20 protein-coding genes and 1 riboswitch are annotated in these 18,770 nt (G+C 32.0%); of the genes, 15 read left to right on the forward strand and 5 right to left on the reverse strand.

The window, feature by feature from the left end; all coding sequences use genetic code 11:
- Window positions 1–81: 81 nt before the first annotated feature.
- Window positions 82–549 carry a hypothetical protein gene (locus HHX25_RS03920; protein ID WP_169670347.1) on the reverse strand — a complete coding sequence of 156 codons (468 nt, stop codon included), beginning with the start codon at window positions 547–549 and terminating at the stop codon, window positions 82–84.
- Window positions 536–1,045 (reverse strand): RNA polymerase sigma factor, encoded by a 510-nt coding sequence (locus HHX25_RS03925; protein ID WP_169670349.1) that lies wholly within the window; start codon window positions 1,043–1,045, stop codon window positions 536–538. Before HHX25_RS03925 ends, HHX25_RS03920 begins: the two co-directional genes overlap by 14 nt.
- 148 nt (window positions 1,046–1,193) lie before the next feature.
- Between HHX25_RS03925 and HHX25_RS03930 the strand changes: the two genes are divergently transcribed.
- From HHX25_RS03930 to HHX25_RS03940, 3 genes are all read left to right on the forward strand, one after another.
- Window positions 1,194–2,624, forward strand: coding sequence for a S41 family peptidase (locus HHX25_RS03930; protein WP_169670351.1), 1,431 nt, complete (start codon window positions 1,194–1,196; stop codon window positions 2,622–2,624).
- Window positions 2,625–2,800: 176 nt separating this feature from the next.
- A complete protein-coding gene (locus HHX25_RS21525) occupies window positions 2,801–3,895 on the forward strand; it encodes a thrombospondin type 3 repeat-containing protein (RefSeq protein ID WP_394352854.1) in 1,095 nt (364 codons plus the stop codon).
- A gap of 389 nt (window positions 3,896–4,284) precedes the next feature.
- Window positions 4,285–5,007: a Dph6-related ATP pyrophosphatase gene (locus HHX25_RS03940; RefSeq protein ID WP_169670355.1), complete on the forward strand. Its 723-nt coding sequence runs from the start codon at window positions 4,285–4,287 to the stop codon at window positions 5,005–5,007.
- Between the two features lie 94 nt (window positions 5,008–5,101).
- On the opposite strand, the gene HHX25_RS03945 is transcribed toward HHX25_RS03940, so the two are convergent.
- Entirely contained in the window at window positions 5,102–6,964 is a 1,863-nt protein-coding gene (locus HHX25_RS03945) for a TonB-dependent receptor plug domain-containing protein (RefSeq protein WP_169670357.1), read from the reverse strand.
- A gap of 66 nt (window positions 6,965–7,030) precedes the next feature.
- A riboswitch (cobalamin riboswitch) is annotated at window positions 7,031–7,323 on the reverse strand.
- Between the two features lie 92 nt (window positions 7,324–7,415).
- On the opposite strand from HHX25_RS03945, the gene HHX25_RS03950 reads away from it, so the two are divergent.
- The 4 genes from HHX25_RS03950 to cobC are packed head-to-tail and all read left to right on the forward strand — an operon-like array spanning window position 7,416 to window position 10,290.
- Window positions 7,416–7,919 carry a bifunctional adenosylcobinamide kinase/adenosylcobinamide-phosphate guanylyltransferase gene (locus HHX25_RS03950; RefSeq protein WP_169670359.1) on the forward strand — a complete coding sequence of 168 codons (504 nt, stop codon included), beginning with the start codon at window positions 7,416–7,418 and terminating at the stop codon, window positions 7,917–7,919.
- Window positions 7,920–8,963 (forward strand): nicotinate-nucleotide--dimethylbenzimidazole phosphoribosyltransferase, encoded by a 1,044-nt coding sequence (gene cobT, locus HHX25_RS03955; protein WP_169670361.1) that lies wholly within the window; start codon window positions 7,920–7,922, stop codon window positions 8,961–8,963. It begins immediately after the preceding gene.
- Between the two features lie 5 nt (window positions 8,964–8,968).
- Window positions 8,969–9,730, forward strand: coding sequence for an adenosylcobinamide-GDP ribazoletransferase (locus tag HHX25_RS03960; protein WP_169670363.1), 762 nt, complete (start codon window positions 8,969–8,971; stop codon window positions 9,728–9,730).
- Window positions 9,715–10,290, forward strand: a complete 576-nt coding sequence (gene cobC / locus HHX25_RS03965; protein WP_169670365.1) for an alpha-ribazole phosphatase — start codon at window positions 9,715–9,717, stop codon at window positions 10,288–10,290. The genes HHX25_RS03960 and cobC overlap by 16 nt, the downstream gene beginning before the upstream one ends.
- A gap of 153 nt (window positions 10,291–10,443) precedes the next feature.
- Here the strand turns inward: cobC and HHX25_RS03970 are convergent, their stop codons facing one another.
- Window positions 10,444–11,100, reverse strand: a complete 657-nt coding sequence (locus HHX25_RS03970) for a Dph6-related ATP pyrophosphatase (RefSeq protein ID WP_169670367.1) — start codon at window positions 11,098–11,100, stop codon at window positions 10,444–10,446.
- Window positions 11,101–11,227: 127 nt separating this feature from the next.
- On the opposite strand from HHX25_RS03970, the gene HHX25_RS03975 reads away from it, so the two are divergent.
- The 7 genes from HHX25_RS03975 to HHX25_RS04005 all read left to right on the forward strand — a co-directional run bounded on the left by HHX25_RS03975 (window position 11,228) and on the right by HHX25_RS04005 (window position 17,641).
- The gene (locus tag HHX25_RS03975) at window positions 11,228–12,340 is read left to right on the forward strand and encodes an ABC transporter substrate-binding protein (protein WP_169670369.1); all 1,113 of its coding nucleotides are present in this window, start codon (window positions 11,228–11,230) and stop codon (window positions 12,338–12,340) included.
- Window positions 12,341–13,372 carry a FecCD family ABC transporter permease gene (locus HHX25_RS03980; RefSeq protein ID WP_169670371.1) on the forward strand — a complete coding sequence of 344 codons (1,032 nt, stop codon included), beginning with the start codon at window positions 12,341–12,343 and terminating at the stop codon, window positions 13,370–13,372.
- 80 nt (window positions 13,373–13,452) lie between these two features.
- Window positions 13,453–14,247, forward strand: coding sequence for an ABC transporter ATP-binding protein (locus HHX25_RS03985; RefSeq protein ID WP_169670373.1), 795 nt, complete (start codon window positions 13,453–13,455; stop codon window positions 14,245–14,247).
- A gap of 92 nt (window positions 14,248–14,339) precedes the next feature.
- On the forward strand, window positions 14,340–15,659 hold the full coding sequence (locus HHX25_RS03990) for a DNA recombination protein RmuC (RefSeq protein ID WP_169670375.1): 1,320 nt from the start codon (window positions 14,340–14,342) through the stop codon (window positions 15,657–15,659).
- Window positions 15,660–15,771: 112 nt separating this feature from the next.
- Window positions 15,772–16,401, forward strand: a complete 630-nt coding sequence (locus HHX25_RS03995) for a transcriptional regulator (protein ID WP_205957988.1) — start codon at window positions 15,772–15,774, stop codon at window positions 16,399–16,401.
- Window positions 16,398–17,099: a DUF3307 domain-containing protein gene (locus HHX25_RS04000; protein ID WP_169670377.1), complete on the forward strand. Its 702-nt coding sequence runs from the start codon at window positions 16,398–16,400 to the stop codon at window positions 17,097–17,099. The genes HHX25_RS03995 and HHX25_RS04000 overlap by 4 nt, the downstream gene beginning before the upstream one ends.
- Window positions 17,100–17,104: 5 nt before the next feature.
- Window positions 17,105–17,641, forward strand: a complete 537-nt coding sequence (locus HHX25_RS04005) for an acyl-CoA thioesterase (protein ID WP_169670379.1) — start codon at window positions 17,105–17,107, stop codon at window positions 17,639–17,641.
- 33 nt (window positions 17,642–17,674) lie between these two features.
- Here HHX25_RS04005 and HHX25_RS04010 read toward each other — a convergent pair whose 3' ends face one another.
- On the reverse strand, window positions 17,675–18,022 hold the full coding sequence (locus tag HHX25_RS04010) for a hypothetical protein (RefSeq protein ID WP_169670381.1): 348 nt from the start codon (window positions 18,020–18,022) through the stop codon (window positions 17,675–17,677).
- Window positions 18,023–18,129: 107 nt separating this feature from the next.
- Here HHX25_RS04010 and HHX25_RS04015 point away from each other — a divergent pair, with 107 nt between their 5' ends.
- On the forward strand, window positions 18,130–18,768 hold the full coding sequence (locus tag HHX25_RS04015; protein WP_169670383.1) for a sigma-70 family RNA polymerase sigma factor: 639 nt from the start codon (window positions 18,130–18,132) through the stop codon (window positions 18,766–18,768).
- The last annotated feature ends 2 nt before the right edge of the window (window positions 18,769–18,770 follow it).

The following is an 18,770-nucleotide window of genomic DNA, read 5'->3' on the forward strand; positions in this document are numbered from 1 at the left end:
TTTTTTAATGGTTTTTTAATGATGATATGTGAATCGCATAGTAAATTTCTAGTGATCACCATTTCATCTGTTTTTTTATTATTAATTTTTAAAAATTATATTGGTCGTATTTTCAATTTCATTGAGGTAACCCAGTGTAGCAGTACCTTTGTTTACTTCGTTTAGGTATCCTACTGTAGAGGTGCCTTTATTAAAATGAGTAGAAATCATTTCCAAAGCTTTTGACACTTCATTAAAAGCAAGCTGTGGATCTTCAATCGTACCAACATCATTAGGTTGTTGATTAAAATAAAACCCTAACATAAGAACAGCAACCGCAGCGACAGCAATCCATTTATAATTAAAAGTACGCTTCGTTTTTAATGGTATGTCTTTAGTAAATTGTTCTTGTTGGTTTCCCAAAAAATACGTGAACATGGGTTTATACATTTCCAAATGTGGCGCTACAGTTTCTTGCGAAAAATAGTGTTTTAACTGCTGCTCTTCTTTTAGAGTTGTTTCTCCGTTCTCGTACTTTTCAAGTAAGTTTTCTATATTATTTAACACCATAATTATGTGTTTTAGTTAATTTTTCTCTTATTGTTTTTCTTGCTCTCGATAAGTTTACACGTACTGCCGTATTGTTCATCTCTAACATTTTTGCAATCTCATCAAAATCATATTCTTCTATATCTCTCAGTTGAATGATCATTTTTTGTTGTTCGGGCAATTCTTCAATAATTTTTGAAACCCAATCGACACTATCGTTTAATTCAACTTGTTTTTGTAACGATGTATTCCCGTCTTCATAATTACTATGTACAATTTTTAGATTTTGAGCTTGTTTAGATTTTAATTTATCAAAACAAAAATTCTTGGTCATTGTCATAGAAAAAGCCTCTACATTTTTATATTCCTGCATCTTCTTTTTATTATTCCATAATTTTAGTAATACCTCTTGAGTAGCATCCTCGGCTTCCTCTGTCGATACCAGTAATCGTTTTGCTAAACGAAAGACCTTATCTTTAAAAGGCATTACAATATTTAAAAACTCTCCTTGAGTCATTGATGGTTTGGTTTAGTTAATTAAGCTTATTATTGCTATTTGATATTACGACGACCTACTATCTATTTTGTTACAAATTATTTTTAATTATATAATAATGTAAGTAATTTTAGGGTTTTAAGGACTAAACGTTTATAAAAAAATGGCTATGAAATATTTTAAGACCCTAATTCTATTACTTACGCTTAGCTTTTTAACAAGTTGTTTTGAAGATGGTGATGATATTCCCGTTTCTACAAGAAGCATAAACGATTTTGTTTGGAAAGGCATGAACACTTTTTATCTTTATAAAGATAATGTTCCCAATCTTGCTAATAATAGGTTTTCCAGTGATCAAAATTATTTTAACTATTTAAATGACTTTTCCAGACCAGAAGATTTATTTGAAAGTTTAATATATGAAAGAGAAACTGTAGACAGGTTTAGTTGGATTGTTGATGATTATTTTGAATTAGAACGTCAATTCCAAGGAATTTCTGGCACTAATGGTATGGAGTTCGGTTTTTTTGCTTCACCTAATAGTGATATAGAAGGTTTTTGTGTTATTCGTTTAGTTTTACCTAATAGTCCAGCTGAAGATAATAACCTAAAACGTGGTGATATTTTTTACGGTATTGATGGTATGAGACTTACCAATAATAATATAAACACATTACTAAGTCAAGAAACCTATACTTTAAATCTAGGTTTTTATAATGACAAAGGAACACCAGAAACTACTGATGATTCTATAGATCCACTTGATAAAAATATAACTATAAGTAAAGTTCAATATACTGAAAATCCAATCTTTATAACAGATATAATAAATATAGGTGGGGAAAATGTTGGCTATTTAATGTATAATGGCTTTATACTTGGTTCTGAAAATGAATTAAATAGTGTCTTTGCTGATTTTAAATCTAATAATATACAACATTTAGTTTTGGATTTGAGATATAACCCTGGAGGCTCTGTATCTACGACTACTTTTTTAGCAAGTATGATCACAGGTCAATATAATGGGGAAGTTTTTAAAAAGCTTATTTACAATAATGATTTACAGTCTAGTAATACCCTTTATAATTTCACTAATATATTAGCTAATGGAGCTACAATTAATAGCTTAGGCCTTGAAAAACTATATGTTTTAACCTCTAAAAGATCTGCTTCTGCAAGCGAAGGTTTAATAAATGGATTAAATCCTTACATCGATGTTATACAAATAGGAACTAATACTACAGGTAAAACACAGGCATCAGTAACCATTTATGATTCTCCCAATTTTCAAAGGCAAGGTCTAAACCCTAATCATACCTACGCTATGCAACCTCTAATATCTACTGGTGTAAACAAAAATGACATACAAGTACCTGGAACTGGCCTAATCCCTTCTATTGGGTTTGAATATGAGGAAAGACCTCTTAATTATGGCACTTTAGGCGACGTTAATGAACCTTTATTAGCTCTAGCTTTAGCTGACATAGAAAGTTCTACTACTAGATCGGAAAGTATAAAATCTAAATCTGGTATTTCATTTAAACTTATAAAAGATAGCCATGATTTTAACCCTCATGAAGGAGGTATGCGTATTGATTAAAGCTCTTCGATAAAATTAATCATTTCAATAAATTAAAATATAAGTTTTTTTATGCGTGGTTTGTAGGATTAAGTATATTTACTATAATTAAATCTACATTAAATTTAAACCTAAAATCATGAAAAAAACTTTACTTATTTGTATTCTAATTACTTCTCAATTATCAATTGCTCAACTTGGATCTAACGCTCCAATTATATGATGCAGCAGATTTTGAATCTACTCTAAAATACATATATACTTCTAAACAAGGCTCTGGAAACTGTCTTTCCTATATAAATGCACAGGTATCTTTCGCATCACCTATTCCAGAAAACCATTCAGGTTCTGTTACATCGTTTGGCTATTACAAATATGAACTCAAATTCTATGTTTATGGTATTGATAATAATGGCAATGAAACTTTAGTTAAAACCAGAGCCAGGTATCGTAACGATTATGATGGATACCCTAATACATCAACGAGTGAGTACCTATATTATTTATATGATAGGAATGAGACTCCCTTTTTTGTTGGTGATCTTTCCTATGAATCATACTATGCAAAAATTAGAATTACCAAAATAATCACAAACAATGATCCTGGTTTACTTTTATTTTTTCCTGAATCTCATTGGGAACAGAAGGATAAATACCCTCAACCTATATGTGGCGACAATGTAGCCTGCGCTACTAACTTTGCGAGAGGCCTTACAATCCCTAGTTGTGTTGGTGCTGATGAGAATAATGACACAGATGGAGACAATATTCCAAATGACTCTGACAACTGCCCAAACAATCCTAATACAGATCAATTAGATACTGATGGTGATGGAATAGGAGACGTTTGTGACCCCTCTGATAATAATGCAAAACCAAATCTTACACTTTCTAAATTGACCATCACAGTAGACTCAAAAACTTATAACGTTTTTGGAAATACTAATAATGTTCCTGAATTTAAATATGGAGAAAACCATACATTTAATATAACTATTAAAAATGATGATGATGGTTATTCAGCATCTTCAAAATATAAATTATTAGTTTCTGAAGAAAATAAATACCCAAACATTGGCAATAAACCTGTTTATGAATACAGAACTATAAATGGCTGTAGTATTGAAGGTAATTCTGAAAAAACAACTGTTTTCTCTGAAAATATTTATGATAATATTTCTACATTAAATTTAGAAAACGATAAAACTTATTACATGTTTATTGATATTGATCCAAATAACAATGTCGATGAATCTAATGAAAACGCAAATGACAATATTAAGATCATTTAGTTTAAATATAAAAAAACAGTTACAGGTAAAATATCTTTAAAATTAAATGAGAATGGAGCTACTGTAGATATCGATTATGATTATTCTTCAAATACTAATGATATTAAAATTCAAAACATTCATTATAATCATTTAAAATACATTAAAACTATTCATGAGCAAAACCCTATAATTAATATATCTCATATGTACAATGGTATATATGCCATATATGTAAATGATGTATATGTAAAAAAAATGGGGCTAATCACTGGAAAGATATATCCAGGAGGCGGAGGAGTAGATGATTTTTAATAATAGTATTATATCTAAAAAAAGTGCCCTTAATAAAAATCATTATTAGAGGGCACTTTTATATTTATAATTTATCTTAGTCGATATATAATTATATGCAAAAAATCAAAACCTATTTCAATTGGAGTACCGGAAAAGACTCTGCACTGGCACTTTATCATTTATTAAAAGATGATCGCTATACGATTGACGAGCTTATTACCACTGTTAATAGTCATTACAATCGGGTCTCTATGCATGGCCTTAGAAAAGAATTATTACTAGAGCAGACAAAAGCCTTAAATATAAAATCGAGTCTTATTGAATTGCCTGAAATGCCTAGTATGGACATTTATGAGCAAAAAATGACAGAAACAATTACTCGGCTAAAAGAAGATGGATTTACGCATAGTGCTTTTGGAGATATTTTTCTTGAAGATTTAAAGGCTTATCGTGAAAATCAACTAGCTAAAGTAGGTTTAAAAGCGGTATTTCCTATTTGGAAACACGACACGAAAGAACTCATCCACGAATTTTTAGATTTGGGTTTTAAAACGATTATTGTATGTGCCAATTCTAAATATTTTAACGAAGATTTTGTTGGTACCGTTATAGACAAACACTTTATTGACAACTTACCTCAGGGTGTAGACCCATGTGGCGAAAATGGCGAGTTTCATACCTTTTGTTTTGATGGTCCTATCTTTAATAAACCTGTATCGTTTACCATAGGCGAAAAAGTATATCGAGAATATAACACACCTCAAACAGATGATTCTATTTGTAAAGCTGACAAATACGGTGTCTGGTATTGTGATTTAATCGAAAAAAACTCCTGAAAACAAAATACCATAAGGAACCAAAAATATTTATATAAAAAATGCCGCTAAAAGCGGCATTTAATAAAGTAGCTAAGAGGTAGATTACCGACTCTTATAGAGTCAATTGAAAACCTAATCTAACGTTTCTTCCTTTTGATACATACCCTGGAACATCCTGGTAATCTTCATTTAAAATATTATCAATGCCTCCGAAAAGTTTTATTTTATTTTTTAAAGTATTATGACTAACATATAAGTTAAACAAACTAAAGCTCTCTAACAACGGCACAAAGCTATTTTCAAACCTATCATGTGTGTATTGATATGACAAAGATGCAAAAGTTGTTTTAGAAAAATCGTATCCCAATTGTAAATTCCCTTTATGCTTAGGTATTCTTCGTGCTAAACTTTCTTTATACTCTGTAAATGCATAGTTCGCTGTAAGAGATAATTTTTCTAGTGGTGTAGCCTTAACTTCAACCTCAATACCTCTTACATTCAATTTATCGGTTGCATTTAAATAGCCCCCGTTTACCCACAATACCGTGTTTTTTTCTTCTCTGTTAAAGAAAAGTCCTGTAATTCTAAAATTGTTGTTCAATTTAAACTCTGCACCAGCTTCTAACGTCCTATTTTCCTCGGGCTCTAAATCTGGATTAGGTCCAAATGAACCAAATAACTGTGGTAATGAAGGCGCAATAAAAGAGGTACTGAAGGATCCAAAAACCTTTGTATAACCATCTACATTGGATTTTATTGTAAATGATGGATTTAAATTATATATAAAATGAGAACCATATTCACTATGATTATTTAATCTTCCTCCCGCATTAATATTCAATCCAAAATCCGATACATAAACAAAATTAGCGTAGGGATCTACATTTGTAAATGTTTCTTCTTTAGAAAAATAAGCTTTATTTTCTATAACATTCAACCCAACAATAGTGTAAAACATTTTATCAAATACATATTTGTTGTAAGCGTCTACGATGTAATTCTTTGATTTTAGTGTTGAGGGAAAATCAGAAATAAATTCTCTGTCATATTCACTAAAAGCAGCATTTATATTAACACTTCCGTTTCGATACTTATATTTTGAAGCGAGCCCTACCCTAGCCTGTTCATTATTGAATTCATCAGAAGTATCTACTAAATTGAAATTTGAATCGTACCCATCGATGTCAGAATTCGTATCGGTAAAATTTCCATACACATTTAAAGAAAAAGCTTTGCTAAACGTATATCCTAAGTTAACATCAACGCTGTATTTTGAATACACATCTTTTTCATTAGTATCACTAATAGCGGCAGAAATACCATCGGAAAATTGATTACTAAATGCCGTGCGGTACGTAAACTTATTCAAAGTTCCGCTAACAGCAACACTATTATTAAAATCGGCTATATTATAATTTTGATCCGACTCAGACTGGTTTGTGCCAAAACTTGATGTAAAAACGGCTCTTACTTTTTTAGTTTCGGCCTTTTTAGTTGTAATATTGATAACTGCAGATGCCGCACCACTTCCATATAAAGTACTTGCAGCTCCTTTAATTATTTCAATTGACTCTATCTGATTTAAGTTTAAAAGTCTAAAATCATATTCACCACTAAGCTGTGATGGATCCCCCACTTGTATACCATCTATTAAAACTAACACTTGACGATTACGTCCACCACGGGCATAAACCCCTAAGTTTTGTCCTGCATTACTTCTACTACCATTTATTTCAATACCAGACTGTGCATTGATCAATTCTGAAACCGTTCTTCCTTGATTTCTTTCAATATCAATTTTTGATATTTTGATGACTGACTTCCCCGAGTTTTCACGCTTTAATTTAAATCGTGAATCTGTAATAACAACTTCTTCCAGTTGTTCTACATTTGTTGAATCGATTTGCTGTTGTGCAAACCCAGACATAGATATACCAAAGCACAGTATACCAAAAACATTTAATTTTTTGTTCATTTTAATGATTAATTAATCGAGAGTCGTATGGATGATCATACGCAAACTTTTATCCCGAAAGTTTAACTTATTTGTTTGAATTTGGCAGGTCTCCTGACTTATTTTATGTTATTTCACCTTCCCAGCACAAAGCCAGTGGTATTGTAGTTAATAACATCCTCCAAGGAGGTGCTGAATCGATTCAGCATAAACTTACAGTTGCGGGAACAGTTCAAGAATGAAGAAAAATAATCTTTGATCTTTGATGAAAGAATTCTCAGTTCCTTAATCGTTAATCTAAAATCATCAATCTTTTCACTTGATTCCCTTTTAATCCGTTCAACTAAAAATTGAACGAAACCAAAATTCGCTGCAAATATACTAATCAATTTTAGAATTAGAATCCTCTTTTTAGGCTTTATTCATATAAAATATTTAATCTTTGCATAAGTATTAAAACAATTCTCTAGGCATGATTTTTTATATAACAGGCGGTGAACGCTCAGGAAAAAGCAGCTACGCACAAAATCTGGCTCTGTCGCTTTCAAACACCCCTAAATACATTGCAACCTCACGTGTTTGGGGAGATGACCACAGAAAACGAATCGATAGACATATCGCGGATAGAGATGAACGATGGACTTCCATTGAAGAAGAAAAAGTACTTTCAAGAATGATAAACCCAAAAGATGTCGTGGTTATTGATTGTGTCACACTTTGGCTTACAAATTTTTACGTTGATACCAAAAATGACATTGAAAAAAGCTTAGAATTGGCTAAAATCGAGTTTGACAAGTTGATCAATATCGATGCAACGATCATTATTATTTCCAACGAAATTGGTATGGGAGTACACGCCCAGACTGAAATAGGCAGAAAATTCACAGAACTTCAAGGTTGGATGAATCAACATATTGCTAAACATGCCAACAAAGCGACATTAATGGTATCGGGCATACCTGTAAAATTGAAATAAATGACCTATCGTATAGAATCTATTATTAATCCCGAACTAGAGGTTAAACTTCAGCAAAAAATAAACTTAAAGACTAAACCTATAGGCGCCTTGGGTGAACTTGAACGGATCGCTTTTAAGATTGGATGCATTCAACAAACCGAAAACCCTAAAGTAGAAAATCCCGCCATTGTTGTATTTGCAGGCGATCATGGTATCGCTGCCAAAGGCGAAGTAAATCCTTTTCCACAGGAAGTAACCTCGCAAATGGTTTATAATTTTGTAAATGGTGGTGCTGCAATTAATATTTTCAGCAATACAAATGGCCTAAATTTAAAAATAGTTGACGCTGGAGTAAATTATAAATTCCCAGAAGTATTTGATATTATTAATGCAAAGATTGATTTTGGCACTAAAAACTATCAGGAAGAACCCGCCATGACATTGGAACAATGCGAAAAAGCATTTTTTAAAGGGGGCGACATTATTTCTACACTTAAAGATGGGGGGACAAATACTATCGGTTTCGGAGAAATGGGGATTAGTAATACCTCGTCTGCTGCATTGCTTATGGCTTATTTTACGAAAATACCAATTTCGGATTGTGTAGGTGCTGGTACAGGTCTAAATAATGAGGGAATTTCCAAAAAACAACAGATCTTGTCTGAAGTTTATAAAAAATACGATCCAAAAAATCCATTAGAAGCCATGTCTGTTTTTGGCGGTTTTGAAATAGCAATGCTCTGCGGTGCTATTTTAAAGGCTGCAGAACTAAAAATGACGATAGTGATTGACGGATTTATAGTAACTGCTGCTCTATTAGCTGCACAGGCCATAAACAAAAATGTTTTGGAGTATTGCATATTTGCACATAATTCAAATGAAAAAGGACACATAAAAATGCTAAACTTTTTAAATGCAAAACCCTTATTGTCTTTAGGTTTAAGACTCGGAGAAGGTACGGGTGCGGCATTAGCGATACCTTTGGTTCAAGTTTCAGTCAATTTTTTAAATGACATGGCAAGTTTTGATGCTGCTGGAGTAAGTGGTGAAACTAAGGACTAATAAATATGAAAAAAGAGCTTCAAGTATTTTTAACGGCTATTATGTTTTTCACAAGAATTCCTTGTCCAAAATGGGTAGACCATAATCCTGAATATCTTTCAAAAAGTGCCAAATATTTTTCGTTAGTAGGCATTATTGTAGGCTGTATTGGAGCTTTGGTATTTTATGGTTTTTCGCTTGTTTTTTCTACTGAAATAGCACTTTTACTAAGCATGGTTACTACTATTTATATTACAGGAGCGTTCCATGAAGACGGTTTTGCAGATGTTTGTGATGGATTTGGAGGTGGATGGTCTAAAGAAAAAATTCTTCTCATTATGAAGGATTCCCGTTTAGGCACCTATGGTGTATCTGGGTTAATTTTGATTTTGGCCATAAAGTTTTCAGCTTTAAGAGAGGTTCCCTTTCAATTTATTCCAATCACGATTATTTCCGGACATAGTCTAAGTAGATTTATAGCAACGACATTAATTTACACACACCCTTATGTTCGAGATACTGAAGACAGCAAAGCTAAACCTGCTGCAAAAAGTATAACTATAAACATGCTTCTTATTAGTGCTGTTTTTGGCATAGTACCCCTATTCTTTTTTTATAAACCTCTAATTTTCTTGACCATTATTCCATGCTATTTAACTAAAGTCTATCTGGGTACTAAATTTAAGAAATGGTTGGGAGGACAAACAGGAGATTGTGCTGGAGCTGTTCAACAACTAAGTGAGGTTGTATTCTACCTAAGTGTTATAGCTTTATGGAAATTTATATAATTAGACACACGACACCCAACATTGAAAAAGGGATTTGCTATGGACAAACAGATTTAGATTTGGCAGATACTTATTCCAAAGAATTTAAAACCATAACGCAGCAAATCCCAAATAGTAAAAGCTATTTGGTAAAAAGTAGCCCTTTAAAACGTTGTGCTCTATTAGCCAATCATCTAAATTCTCAGGTTCTTTTTGATGATCGCTTAAAAGAATTTGATTTTGGGGACTGGGAAATGAAACGATGGAATGACATTTCTGAGGAAACATTAAATCCGTGGATGGAAGACTTTGTAAACACAAGAGTCCCTAATGGAGAATCTTATATCGATTTAGCTTCTAGAGTCCATAGTTTCTTTGAAGACATTATATATTCGAAAGATAAACAAAACCTTATTATTGTAACCCATGCTGGACCAATAAGAGCTTTTCTCGCATCGGTTTTAAATATTCCATTGGAAAAATCTTTTCATATTAAAATTAAATATGGTGCTATTTTTCATCTTAAAAGAGAAGGGAATTCATGGAATCTTATTTCTGAAATTAACTTAAATTCGATTTAATCAATACATTTTGTTTACCAATTATTCATTTGTCATTCCTGCCTTCGCTGGAATGACAAAAAAAGATTTAGGGTTAGGTTTTAAGTTCTATGCAATTCCTTTTTTATTTGCCACTCTAAGACTTTTAATTAACGTATTAACAAAAAAATACAATCAATTTTCTACAAGACCCAATTCAGCAAAATTGTAATTGCTAGAAATAGACTTTTTAATGACCTCTACCTGGATTTTCTTTTTAAAAAATGGTGCATTGACAACCAATGTGTGATATTCTCCATTCTCTCCACAGGCATCTACCCCCATAGATTCAAAAGTTTCAATAATAGAGGCGTCAATAGTTTTTCCTAAAAAATCGGATCCTAAATCGTTATTACAAGACACTATAATAGCTTCCAAGCCATTATTGATCATATCTAAAACCAATTGTTTTCTATTCCCTTTCCATAAAGGCAAAATAGCTTCTAAATTTGCAGAATTTGACACCTTTTCTTCCCAAGCCCGATGCGATTCTATATCAATATCACCAAAAACCGCATGCGTTATTGGATAATCTTCAACCAATTTTTTTAGATTTTTAATATACTTTGCTTCATAATCTGTCCATGAACTGCTAAAAAAATGAATTGGCAAGTCTAGGGCTTCAGCCTGAGCCCTTAAAATTGGTTTGGTAATGCCATGAGACCGTGATCTATCTCCAAATTCATTCATGACATTTAATAAAACCGTTGGTTTATAGCCTAATTGCATGGCTTTGTAAAATGCAAAACAACTATCTTTCCCGCCACTCCAGGAACATAAAAAATGATTCATAATTTAGTTTAAAACCTCAAAAATAGGTTTAATTACTATTAAGACTATAGTTTTACAAAAAAAATAAAGACCTTTAGACCTTAATTATTTTTCCATGCGTTTTCTTATACTTTTAGTTATATGTTCTATGCTTCTTACATCTTGTAAGGAAGAAAAAAAACAACAAATAGAAATTTCTGTAAATGAACCAAAAGGTACAGAAGAAAATATAAGTTATGCCAAAGGCTTCTCAATAACGAATTACGAAGGCTATAAAAAAGTTGTCGTTAATTCTCCATGGCCCAATAGTAATAAATCGTTTACTTATTTTTTAGTAAGGAAAGGAGAAAAACCACCCAACCTTGATGCTAGTGCCAAAATCATAGAAGTTCCTATTAAAACTCTGGTAGCTATTTCTACTACCAATATCCCAACTTTAGAATATTTAGAAGTAGATCGTAGTTTAATTGGATTTCCTAACACAAAATATATTTGTTCAGAAAAAACCAGAACAAGAATAGATAATGGAGAGATTAAAGATTTAGGTAACGATTTGGAGATCAATATCGAATCGCTTTTAGAGCTAAATCCAGAGTTGGTCATTGGCTTTTCTGTTAATGGTGTCAATACAAAATTAGATCAAATAGAAAAATTAGGTATTCCAGTTGTTATTGATGGAGCCTGGACAGAACAACACCCTTTAGGAAAAGCCGAATGGATAAAATTTGTCGCTGCATTTTATAATAAGGAAAAAGAAGCCGATTCTATTTTTAAAAATATAGAAACAGATTATTTAAAGGCCAAAGAAATAGCAAAAACCTTAACCAGAAAGCCAATAGTTATGTCTGGTTCTACATTTAAAGATGTATGGCATGTACCTGGTGGAAAAAGTTTTATTGCAACATATCTAGAAGATGCAAATACCGATTATCTTTGGAAAGCCAACAATAGCACAGGAAGTATACAATTAAACTTTGAAAACGTATTAGAAAAAGCGCAAAATGCGGAACTATGGATAGGTGTTGGAAGTTTTGATACAAAAAAGCAAATGCAAGATAATCACAAAGGCTATACTCTTTTTGATGCCTATAAAAATAGCGCGGTGTATACTTACACAAAAAGAAAGGGCGCTAAAGGCGGTTTACTTTATTACGAATTGGGAACTTTACGACCAGACTTAATTTTAAAAGACATTATAAAGATTGCGCATCCAAATTTATTAAATGATTACGAACCCTTCTTTTTTAAACGTTTAGAATAGTTGCCATACACTAAAACATATAGACTATCTTTCATAATACTAATTTTAGTACTCCTACTATGTTTCTGTATAAACATAAGCTTAGGCTCTGTACTTATCCCCTTTAAGGATATTTTTAATGGCCTTATTGGACAGCCAACAGAACATACGTCCTGGCAACATATTATTCACGAATATAGGTTACCAAAGGCTTTCACAGCTATTATTGTTGGGTCTGGTTTGGGTATCTCTGGGCTGCTTATGCAAACACTATTTAGAAACCCGTTAGCTGGACCTTTTGTTTTAGGAATTACATCTGGTTCTAGTTTAGGAGTCGCTTTAGTTATTATGGGCGCTTCTATTTTTGGTGGTACCTTGGCAGGTATACTTACTTCTAAGTGGAGTATTGTAATAGCCGCTAGCCTAGGTAGCTTCATTGTACTACTTGTTGTTTTAATAATGTCTAACAAAGTTAGAGATACCATGGCCATATTAATTATTGGTCTCATGTTTGGCAGTATTACAACGGCTACGGTTAGTGTACTTTCCTTTTTTAGTTCAGCCGAAGAATTACAACAATATATCTTTTGGGGTTTTGGAAGCATTGGAAATCTAACCTGGCACGAATTATTTATACTATTCCTAATTTATGCTATAGGTATTGTATTAAGTCTGGTCTCCATTAAAACGTTAAACACATTGTTATTGGGAGAAAACTATGCCAAAAGTTTAGGGCTGAATGTAAAAGCAAGTCGGTTATTAATAATTGTAGCCACCAGTTTATTGGCTGGAACCATAACAGCTTTTGCAGGTCCCATTGTTTTTATTGGCTTGGCGATCCCACATATGACGCGACAAATTTTTAACACATCGAATCATAAAATATTATTGCCAGCAGTTTTTTTATTTGGTGCTATTATCATGCTTATTTGTGATACCATAGCCCAATTACCTTCCAGTGACCTTACCTTGCCCATTAACGCCATAACCTCTTTAATTGGAGCACCAGTTATTATTTGGTTATTGGTAAGAAAACGTAAAATGATCTTTTAAAATAGACAAAAAATGAAAAACATAAGACAAAAAACCAACACTATAAACATTTAGAATCTGGAGCTTTCTTATTAAAATTTATGGCAAAAAACAAGTCACATATCGTTTTAAAAACCCAAGATTTAACTATTGGCTATACCAGCAAAAAAGCAAAAACAGTTATAGCCTCCAACATAAATATTGAGTTGCATAAAGGAGCGCTTGTCGGACTTATTGGAGCTAATGGTATTGGAAAATCTACCTTGTTACGAACACTTACCAGCGTACAGCGTAAACTAGGGGGTAATATTACCATTAATAATACGGCTTTAGAAAATTATTCAAATATCAATTTAGCTAAAGTATTAAGCTTGGTACTTACAGAGTCTTTAGGATCAAAAAATCTCACTGTTTTTGAATTGGTAGCGCTTGGGCGTCAGCCTTATACTAATTGGGTTGGTAATTTGACAAAAAAGGATTTTCAAGTTATAAATCAGTCTTTACTTCAAACTAATATTGACGATTTAAAACACAAAAAATGCTATGAGTTGAGTGATGGTCAATTACAAAAGGTGATGATAGCCCGTGCTTTGGCACAAGATACTGATTTGATTATTCTAGATGAGCCTACTACGCACCTGGATATGTACCACAAAGCTTATATTTTAAAATTGCTTCAGAAACTAGCCAAGGAGACTAACAAAACCATTCTATTTTCTTCTCATGAAATCGATTTGGCTATTCAATTATGTGATAATTTGATTGTTATGACTAAAGATTCTGTTATTACAGATCAACCTTGTAACTTAATAGAAAAAGGAACTTTTAATAATTTATTTCCTCAAGATTTAATAATTTTCGACAATAATACGGGCAGTTTTCGGGTGAAGAAATAACATTCCAAAAAACTAATTCTAAATTCCAAAATATTTAGTCTTCGTCTTCCATTCAAAAAAATTATCTTTGATTATCTATATTTTTCAAATAAATGAACGACAATCTTATTCTTATAATTTCTATAATCATTTCTGCAGCAACTGGCGGTTATTTGGGAATCTTATTCACTAAATTAAAAAGTAAAAGTGAAAAAAGCACTTTAGAAGAGCGCCAGAATCAAATGAATTCAACTATTGATGAGTTAAAACAGAACCTTAGCAAAATTGAGCATGAGCGTGAAGAAATAAGAAGAGAAAAAGAATTTTTAAATGCTGAGTTAACCAGAAAAAATACTGAATTCGAAAATCTTCAGCAATTAAATTTAAAACGAGATAAAGAGTTAGAAGAACGCCAGGAACAATTACGCAAAGATTTCGAGTTGTTAGCTACTAAGATATTGGATGAAAAGTCTGAGAAATTCACACTTCAGAACAAAGAGAACATCAAAAATATTTTAAACCCTTTACAAGAAAAAATTCAAGGTTTTGAGAAAAAAGTAGAAGCATCACAAAAAGAAAGTATTAGCATGCATTCGGCCCTAAAAGAACAATTGTTGGGCCTAAAAGATCTTAATCAACAAATGACCAAAGAGGCTACCAATCTTACCAAAGCTTTAAAAGGTGATAGCAAAATGCAAGGTAATTGGGGCGAATTGGTTTTAGAACGCGTTCTTGAAAAATCTGGATTGGAAAAAGACAGAGAATATTTTGTACAACAAAGTTTCACTTTAGAGAATGGTTCCAGAGTCTTACCCGATGTTGTTTTACACCTTCCAGATAGTAAAAAAATGATTATCGATTCCAAAGTATCATTAACCGATTATGAACGCTTAGTAAATGCTGAAGATGATGAGAAGCTGCCATTTTTAAAGGCGCACGTTAACTCCATTAAAAAGCATGTCGATCAACTTTCTGAAAAAAATTATCAGGATTTATATGATATAGAGTCGCCCGATTTTGTCCTCATGTTTATTCCTATAGAACCTGCTTTTGCTGTTGTAGTTAACGAAGATAACGCCATATATAATAAAGCTTTCGAGAAAAACATTGTTATTGTAACACCATCCACGCTACTGGCTACACTTCGCACCATAGACACTATGTGGAACAATGAAAAGCAACAACGAAATGCTATTGAAATTGCCAGACAAGCAGGTGCTTTATACGACAAGTTTGAAGGCTTAGTAAAAGATCTTACAGGTGTTGGTAAAAAAATTGATGCTGCAAAGAATGATTATTCCGCAGCTATGAACAAACTGGTTGATGGTAAAGGTAATTTAGTCACAAGCGTTGAAAAACTTAAAAAAATGGGAGCCAAAGCTAAAAAGGCACTACCAGATGCCATTGTTAAACGAGCTGAAGAAGACAGTTAATTCATTTTATCACACTATAACGTGATATTTTAAATTATCACATAATTATGCGATATAATTGTTTATCACATAAAAATGTGATATATTTGTTTATCACATAAAAACGTGATATATGATATCAAATACAATAACTAGTGTTATAACAGGCGATATAATTAAGTCTAGAGGCCAGATTAGCCCTGAAATATGGATAAAAGCATTAAAGGATGCCTTATCCTATCTAAGTAATGATAAGGTGTACTGGGAAATATATCGAGGAGACAGCTTTCAAATAGAAATTAAAGATATTCACTCTAGCTTTATAGCTGCCGTGTATATAAAAGCTTGCATAAAATCGATTCATGGTTTGGATGTACGTTTAGCTATTGGTATTGGCAATAAAACCTACGAAGGCGAAAACGTCACAGAATCGAATGGTGAAGCATTTATATTTTCTGGAGAAACATTGGAAACTTTAAAAAAAGAGAAACAAAACTTACGTATTAAAACCAATAATAATGAAATTGACGAAGCATTAAACCTATATTTTAAGTTAGCGCTTATATCTATGGATAGTTGGACCGTAAATTTGGCAGAAATTGTTAAGCTAAGTATAGAAAAGCCGAAAGCACTACAAAGTGAATTAGGCGAACTAACTGGCATCAATCAAAATGCAGTAAGTACCAGACAAAAAAGGGCTCACCTAGATGAAATTAAGGAACTGGATCTTATGTATAGAAAAAAAATAAATGCTCTAATATGATACTACTAAAACTTTTACTAGCTCACTTAATTGGTGATTTTTTTCTACAACCTCAAAAATGGGTCCATGAAAAAGAAAAGAAAAAATTAAAATCACCTAAACTGTATTTACACATATTAATTCATATTGCATTATTAATAGTGTTTCTTTGGGATATATCCCTATGGCCTTACGTAGTAACAATAAGTATTACACATCTTCTAATTGACGGCGCAAAACTTGTTTTACAAAAGAAAAAAACAAAACGATTGTTATTCTTTATAGATCAATTACTTCATATCCTGGTAATTTTTGGGTGCTATTTTTTATATTCAAATAATGTATTTAACCCAGAGTCTTTTTTAACCGAAAACAATCTTTTACTACTAACTTGCCTAGCATTTTTAACAATTCCAGTCTCTATATTTATGAAAACCATTTTTTTAAAGTGGAATATTTCAGAACTTACTAAAAATAACGAGTCTCTTAAGGATGCAGGCAAATATATTGGTATTTTAGAGCGTGTTTTAGTGTTTATATTTATAATTTCAGACCACTGGGAAGCTGTTGGTTTTTTAATTACAGCTAAGTCCGTTTTTAGATTTGGAGATTTAAAAGAATCTAAGGACAGACAGCTTACTGAGTATATTTTAATAGGCACTTTAATTAGTTTTGGAATAGCAATCATCACAGGTATTATATACACTGTGCTAATTTAAAATACATGTTTAAAAGTACAAAAGAATCTCAAATTACCATTACAGAATTAATGCTGCCATCGCACTCAAATTTTAGCGGAAAAATTCACGGCGGCTATATTTTAAACTTGATGGATCAAATTGCGTTTGCATGTGCATCAAAACATTCCAGACACTATTGTGTAACGGCATCTGTAAACAGAGTAGATTTTTTAAACTCCATTGATGTTGGGGAATTGGTAACTTTAAAAGCATCTGTTAATTATACAGGAAGGACTTCTATGGTTATCGGGGTTCGTGTGGAATCGGAAAATATTCAAACGGGAAAAACGAAACATTGCAACTCTTCTTATTTTACAATGGTTGCTAAAGACGAAAACGGAAAAAATGTACAAGTGCCTGGTATTATTTTAGATTCTGAACAAAGTATTCGCCGTTTTTCTAGAAGTATTACCAGACAAGAGCAGGCAAAAAAACGTTCTAATAGTTTTAAGGCTTCAGAATTTAAAATGGATGAATATATTGACCTTTTAGAAGGACATAATGCTAAAATTGAACTTTAAGGCGTAAAAAAGTATTTTATTACGCCTTTTTCTTTAGTCCTTCAATATTTTGTATAAAGCAAACGCGCCAATTGCCATAACCAAATCCCTAACGGCAACATCGAAATAATGTCCACTAAAAATCAAAGTTAGTGCTATAAGTACCAACCAAGCAGTAACTATTATCGCGCCTATTTTAGTTTTAACGAGTACTAAAATTCCAGCAATAATTTCAATAATACCAACAATCATCATAAAAGTTGAAGCATCAAAAGGTAAAATATTTTGTAAACCCAAACCTAAATACTGAGACCAGTCTGTCAAAATATTAGTAAACTTGTCTAATCCTGCCACAATAGGTACAAAGCCATACGTGTACTTAAGCAAATCTTTCACATTCATAATATTCTTATTTTTAATTAATTACACGCTTTAGATGGCAAACCCTAAAAAAAGTTACAAAATTTTGTAACTTTTTACATTCATTTATATCTAAAGGAAAAACAAATATGGAAGCCATAAGAATTGATGATTATAAAAACCCTATGATCCATGATTTTGATGTTATTAAAAAAATCTTAGAGGGAGAAAAAGGATTGTTTGAGATTTTAATGCGCAGAAATAATCAAAAATTGTATAGGGTTATAAAAAGTTACATTAATGATGAGACACTTATAAAAGATATCATGCAAGACACTTATATAAGAGCCTATGAGAAACTTCACCAGTTTAATGGGAAATCTCAATTCTCTACATGGCTAATTAGAATAGGTATCAATGAAGCCCTACGTGAACTAAGATTTAACCAAGTAAAAAAAACTGCTAAATCTTTTATAGAAGATAAAAAAGAAATGAGTCCTGAAAAAGCTATCATACAAAAAGAAGCTAAGTGGATTTTAGAACAAACCATTGAAAGCCTTCCCGAAAAATACCGGGTAGTTTATATGCTGAGTGAAGTTGAAAACATGTCTATGAAAGAAATTAGCGATTGCTTGGACCTTTCTACAAGTAATGTAAAAGTAAGAATCCATCGTGCTAAACACATGCTTAAAAATAAGTTATATGAATTGTCTCAAAAACCTAATGTTTTTGAATTTGGCTTTTCTAAATGTGATGATTTAGTGGATATTGTAATGAAAAATCTTTAACT

The organism is Flavivirga algicola (genome assembly GCF_012910715.1).
GTDB lineage: Bacteria > Bacteroidota > Bacteroidia > Flavobacteriales > Flavobacteriaceae > Flavivirga > Flavivirga algicola.

Bases quoted from the DNA above. Each gene is read 5' to 3' on its own strand.
- HHX25_RS03920 (WP_169670347.1), bottom strand. From the start codon at position 549: ATGGTGTTAAATAATATAGAAAACTTACTTGAAAAGTACGAGAACGGA.
- HHX25_RS03925 (WP_169670349.1), bottom strand. From the start codon at position 1,045: ATGACTCAAGGAGAGTTTTTAAATATTGTAATGCCTTTTAAAGATAAG.
- HHX25_RS03930 (WP_169670351.1), top strand. From the start codon at position 1,194: ATGAAATATTTTAAGACCCTAATTCTATTACTTACGCTTAGCTTTTTA.
- HHX25_RS03940 (WP_169670355.1), top strand. From the start codon at position 4,285: ATGCAAAAAATCAAAACCTATTTCAATTGGAGTACCGGAAAAGACTCT.
- HHX25_RS03945 (WP_169670357.1), bottom strand. From the start codon at position 6,964: ATGAACAAAAAATTAAATGTTTTTGGTATACTGTGCTTTGGTATATCT.
- HHX25_RS03950 (WP_169670359.1), top strand. From the start codon at position 7,416: ATGATTTTTTATATAACAGGCGGTGAACGCTCAGGAAAAAGCAGCTAC.
- cobT (WP_169670361.1), top strand. From the start codon at position 7,920: ATGACCTATCGTATAGAATCTATTATTAATCCCGAACTAGAGGTTAAA.
- HHX25_RS03960 (WP_169670363.1), top strand. From the start codon at position 8,969: ATGAAAAAAGAGCTTCAAGTATTTTTAACGGCTATTATGTTTTTCACA.
- cobC (WP_169670365.1), top strand. From the start codon at position 9,715: ATGGAAATTTATATAATTAGACACACGACACCCAACATTGAAAAAGGG.
- HHX25_RS03970 (WP_169670367.1), bottom strand. From the start codon at position 11,100: ATGAATCATTTTTTATGTTCCTGGAGTGGCGGGAAAGATAGTTGTTTT.
- HHX25_RS03975 (WP_169670369.1), top strand. From the start codon at position 11,228: ATGCTTCTTACATCTTGTAAGGAAGAAAAAAAACAACAAATAGAAATT.
- HHX25_RS03985 (WP_169670373.1), top strand. From the start codon at position 13,453: ATGGCAAAAAACAAGTCACATATCGTTTTAAAAACCCAAGATTTAACT.
- HHX25_RS03990 (WP_169670375.1), top strand. From the start codon at position 14,340: ATGAACGACAATCTTATTCTTATAATTTCTATAATCATTTCTGCAGCA.
- HHX25_RS03995 (WP_205957988.1), top strand. From the start codon at position 15,772: ATGATATCAAATACAATAACTAGTGTTATAACAGGCGATATAATTAAG.
- HHX25_RS04000 (WP_169670377.1), top strand. From the start codon at position 16,398: ATGATACTACTAAAACTTTTACTAGCTCACTTAATTGGTGATTTTTTT.
- HHX25_RS04005 (WP_169670379.1), top strand. From the start codon at position 17,105: ATGTTTAAAAGTACAAAAGAATCTCAAATTACCATTACAGAATTAATG.
- HHX25_RS04010 (WP_169670381.1), bottom strand. From the start codon at position 18,022: ATGAATGTGAAAGATTTGCTTAAGTACACGTATGGCTTTGTACCTATT.
- HHX25_RS04015 (WP_169670383.1), top strand. From the start codon at position 18,130: ATGGAAGCCATAAGAATTGATGATTATAAAAACCCTATGATCCATGAT.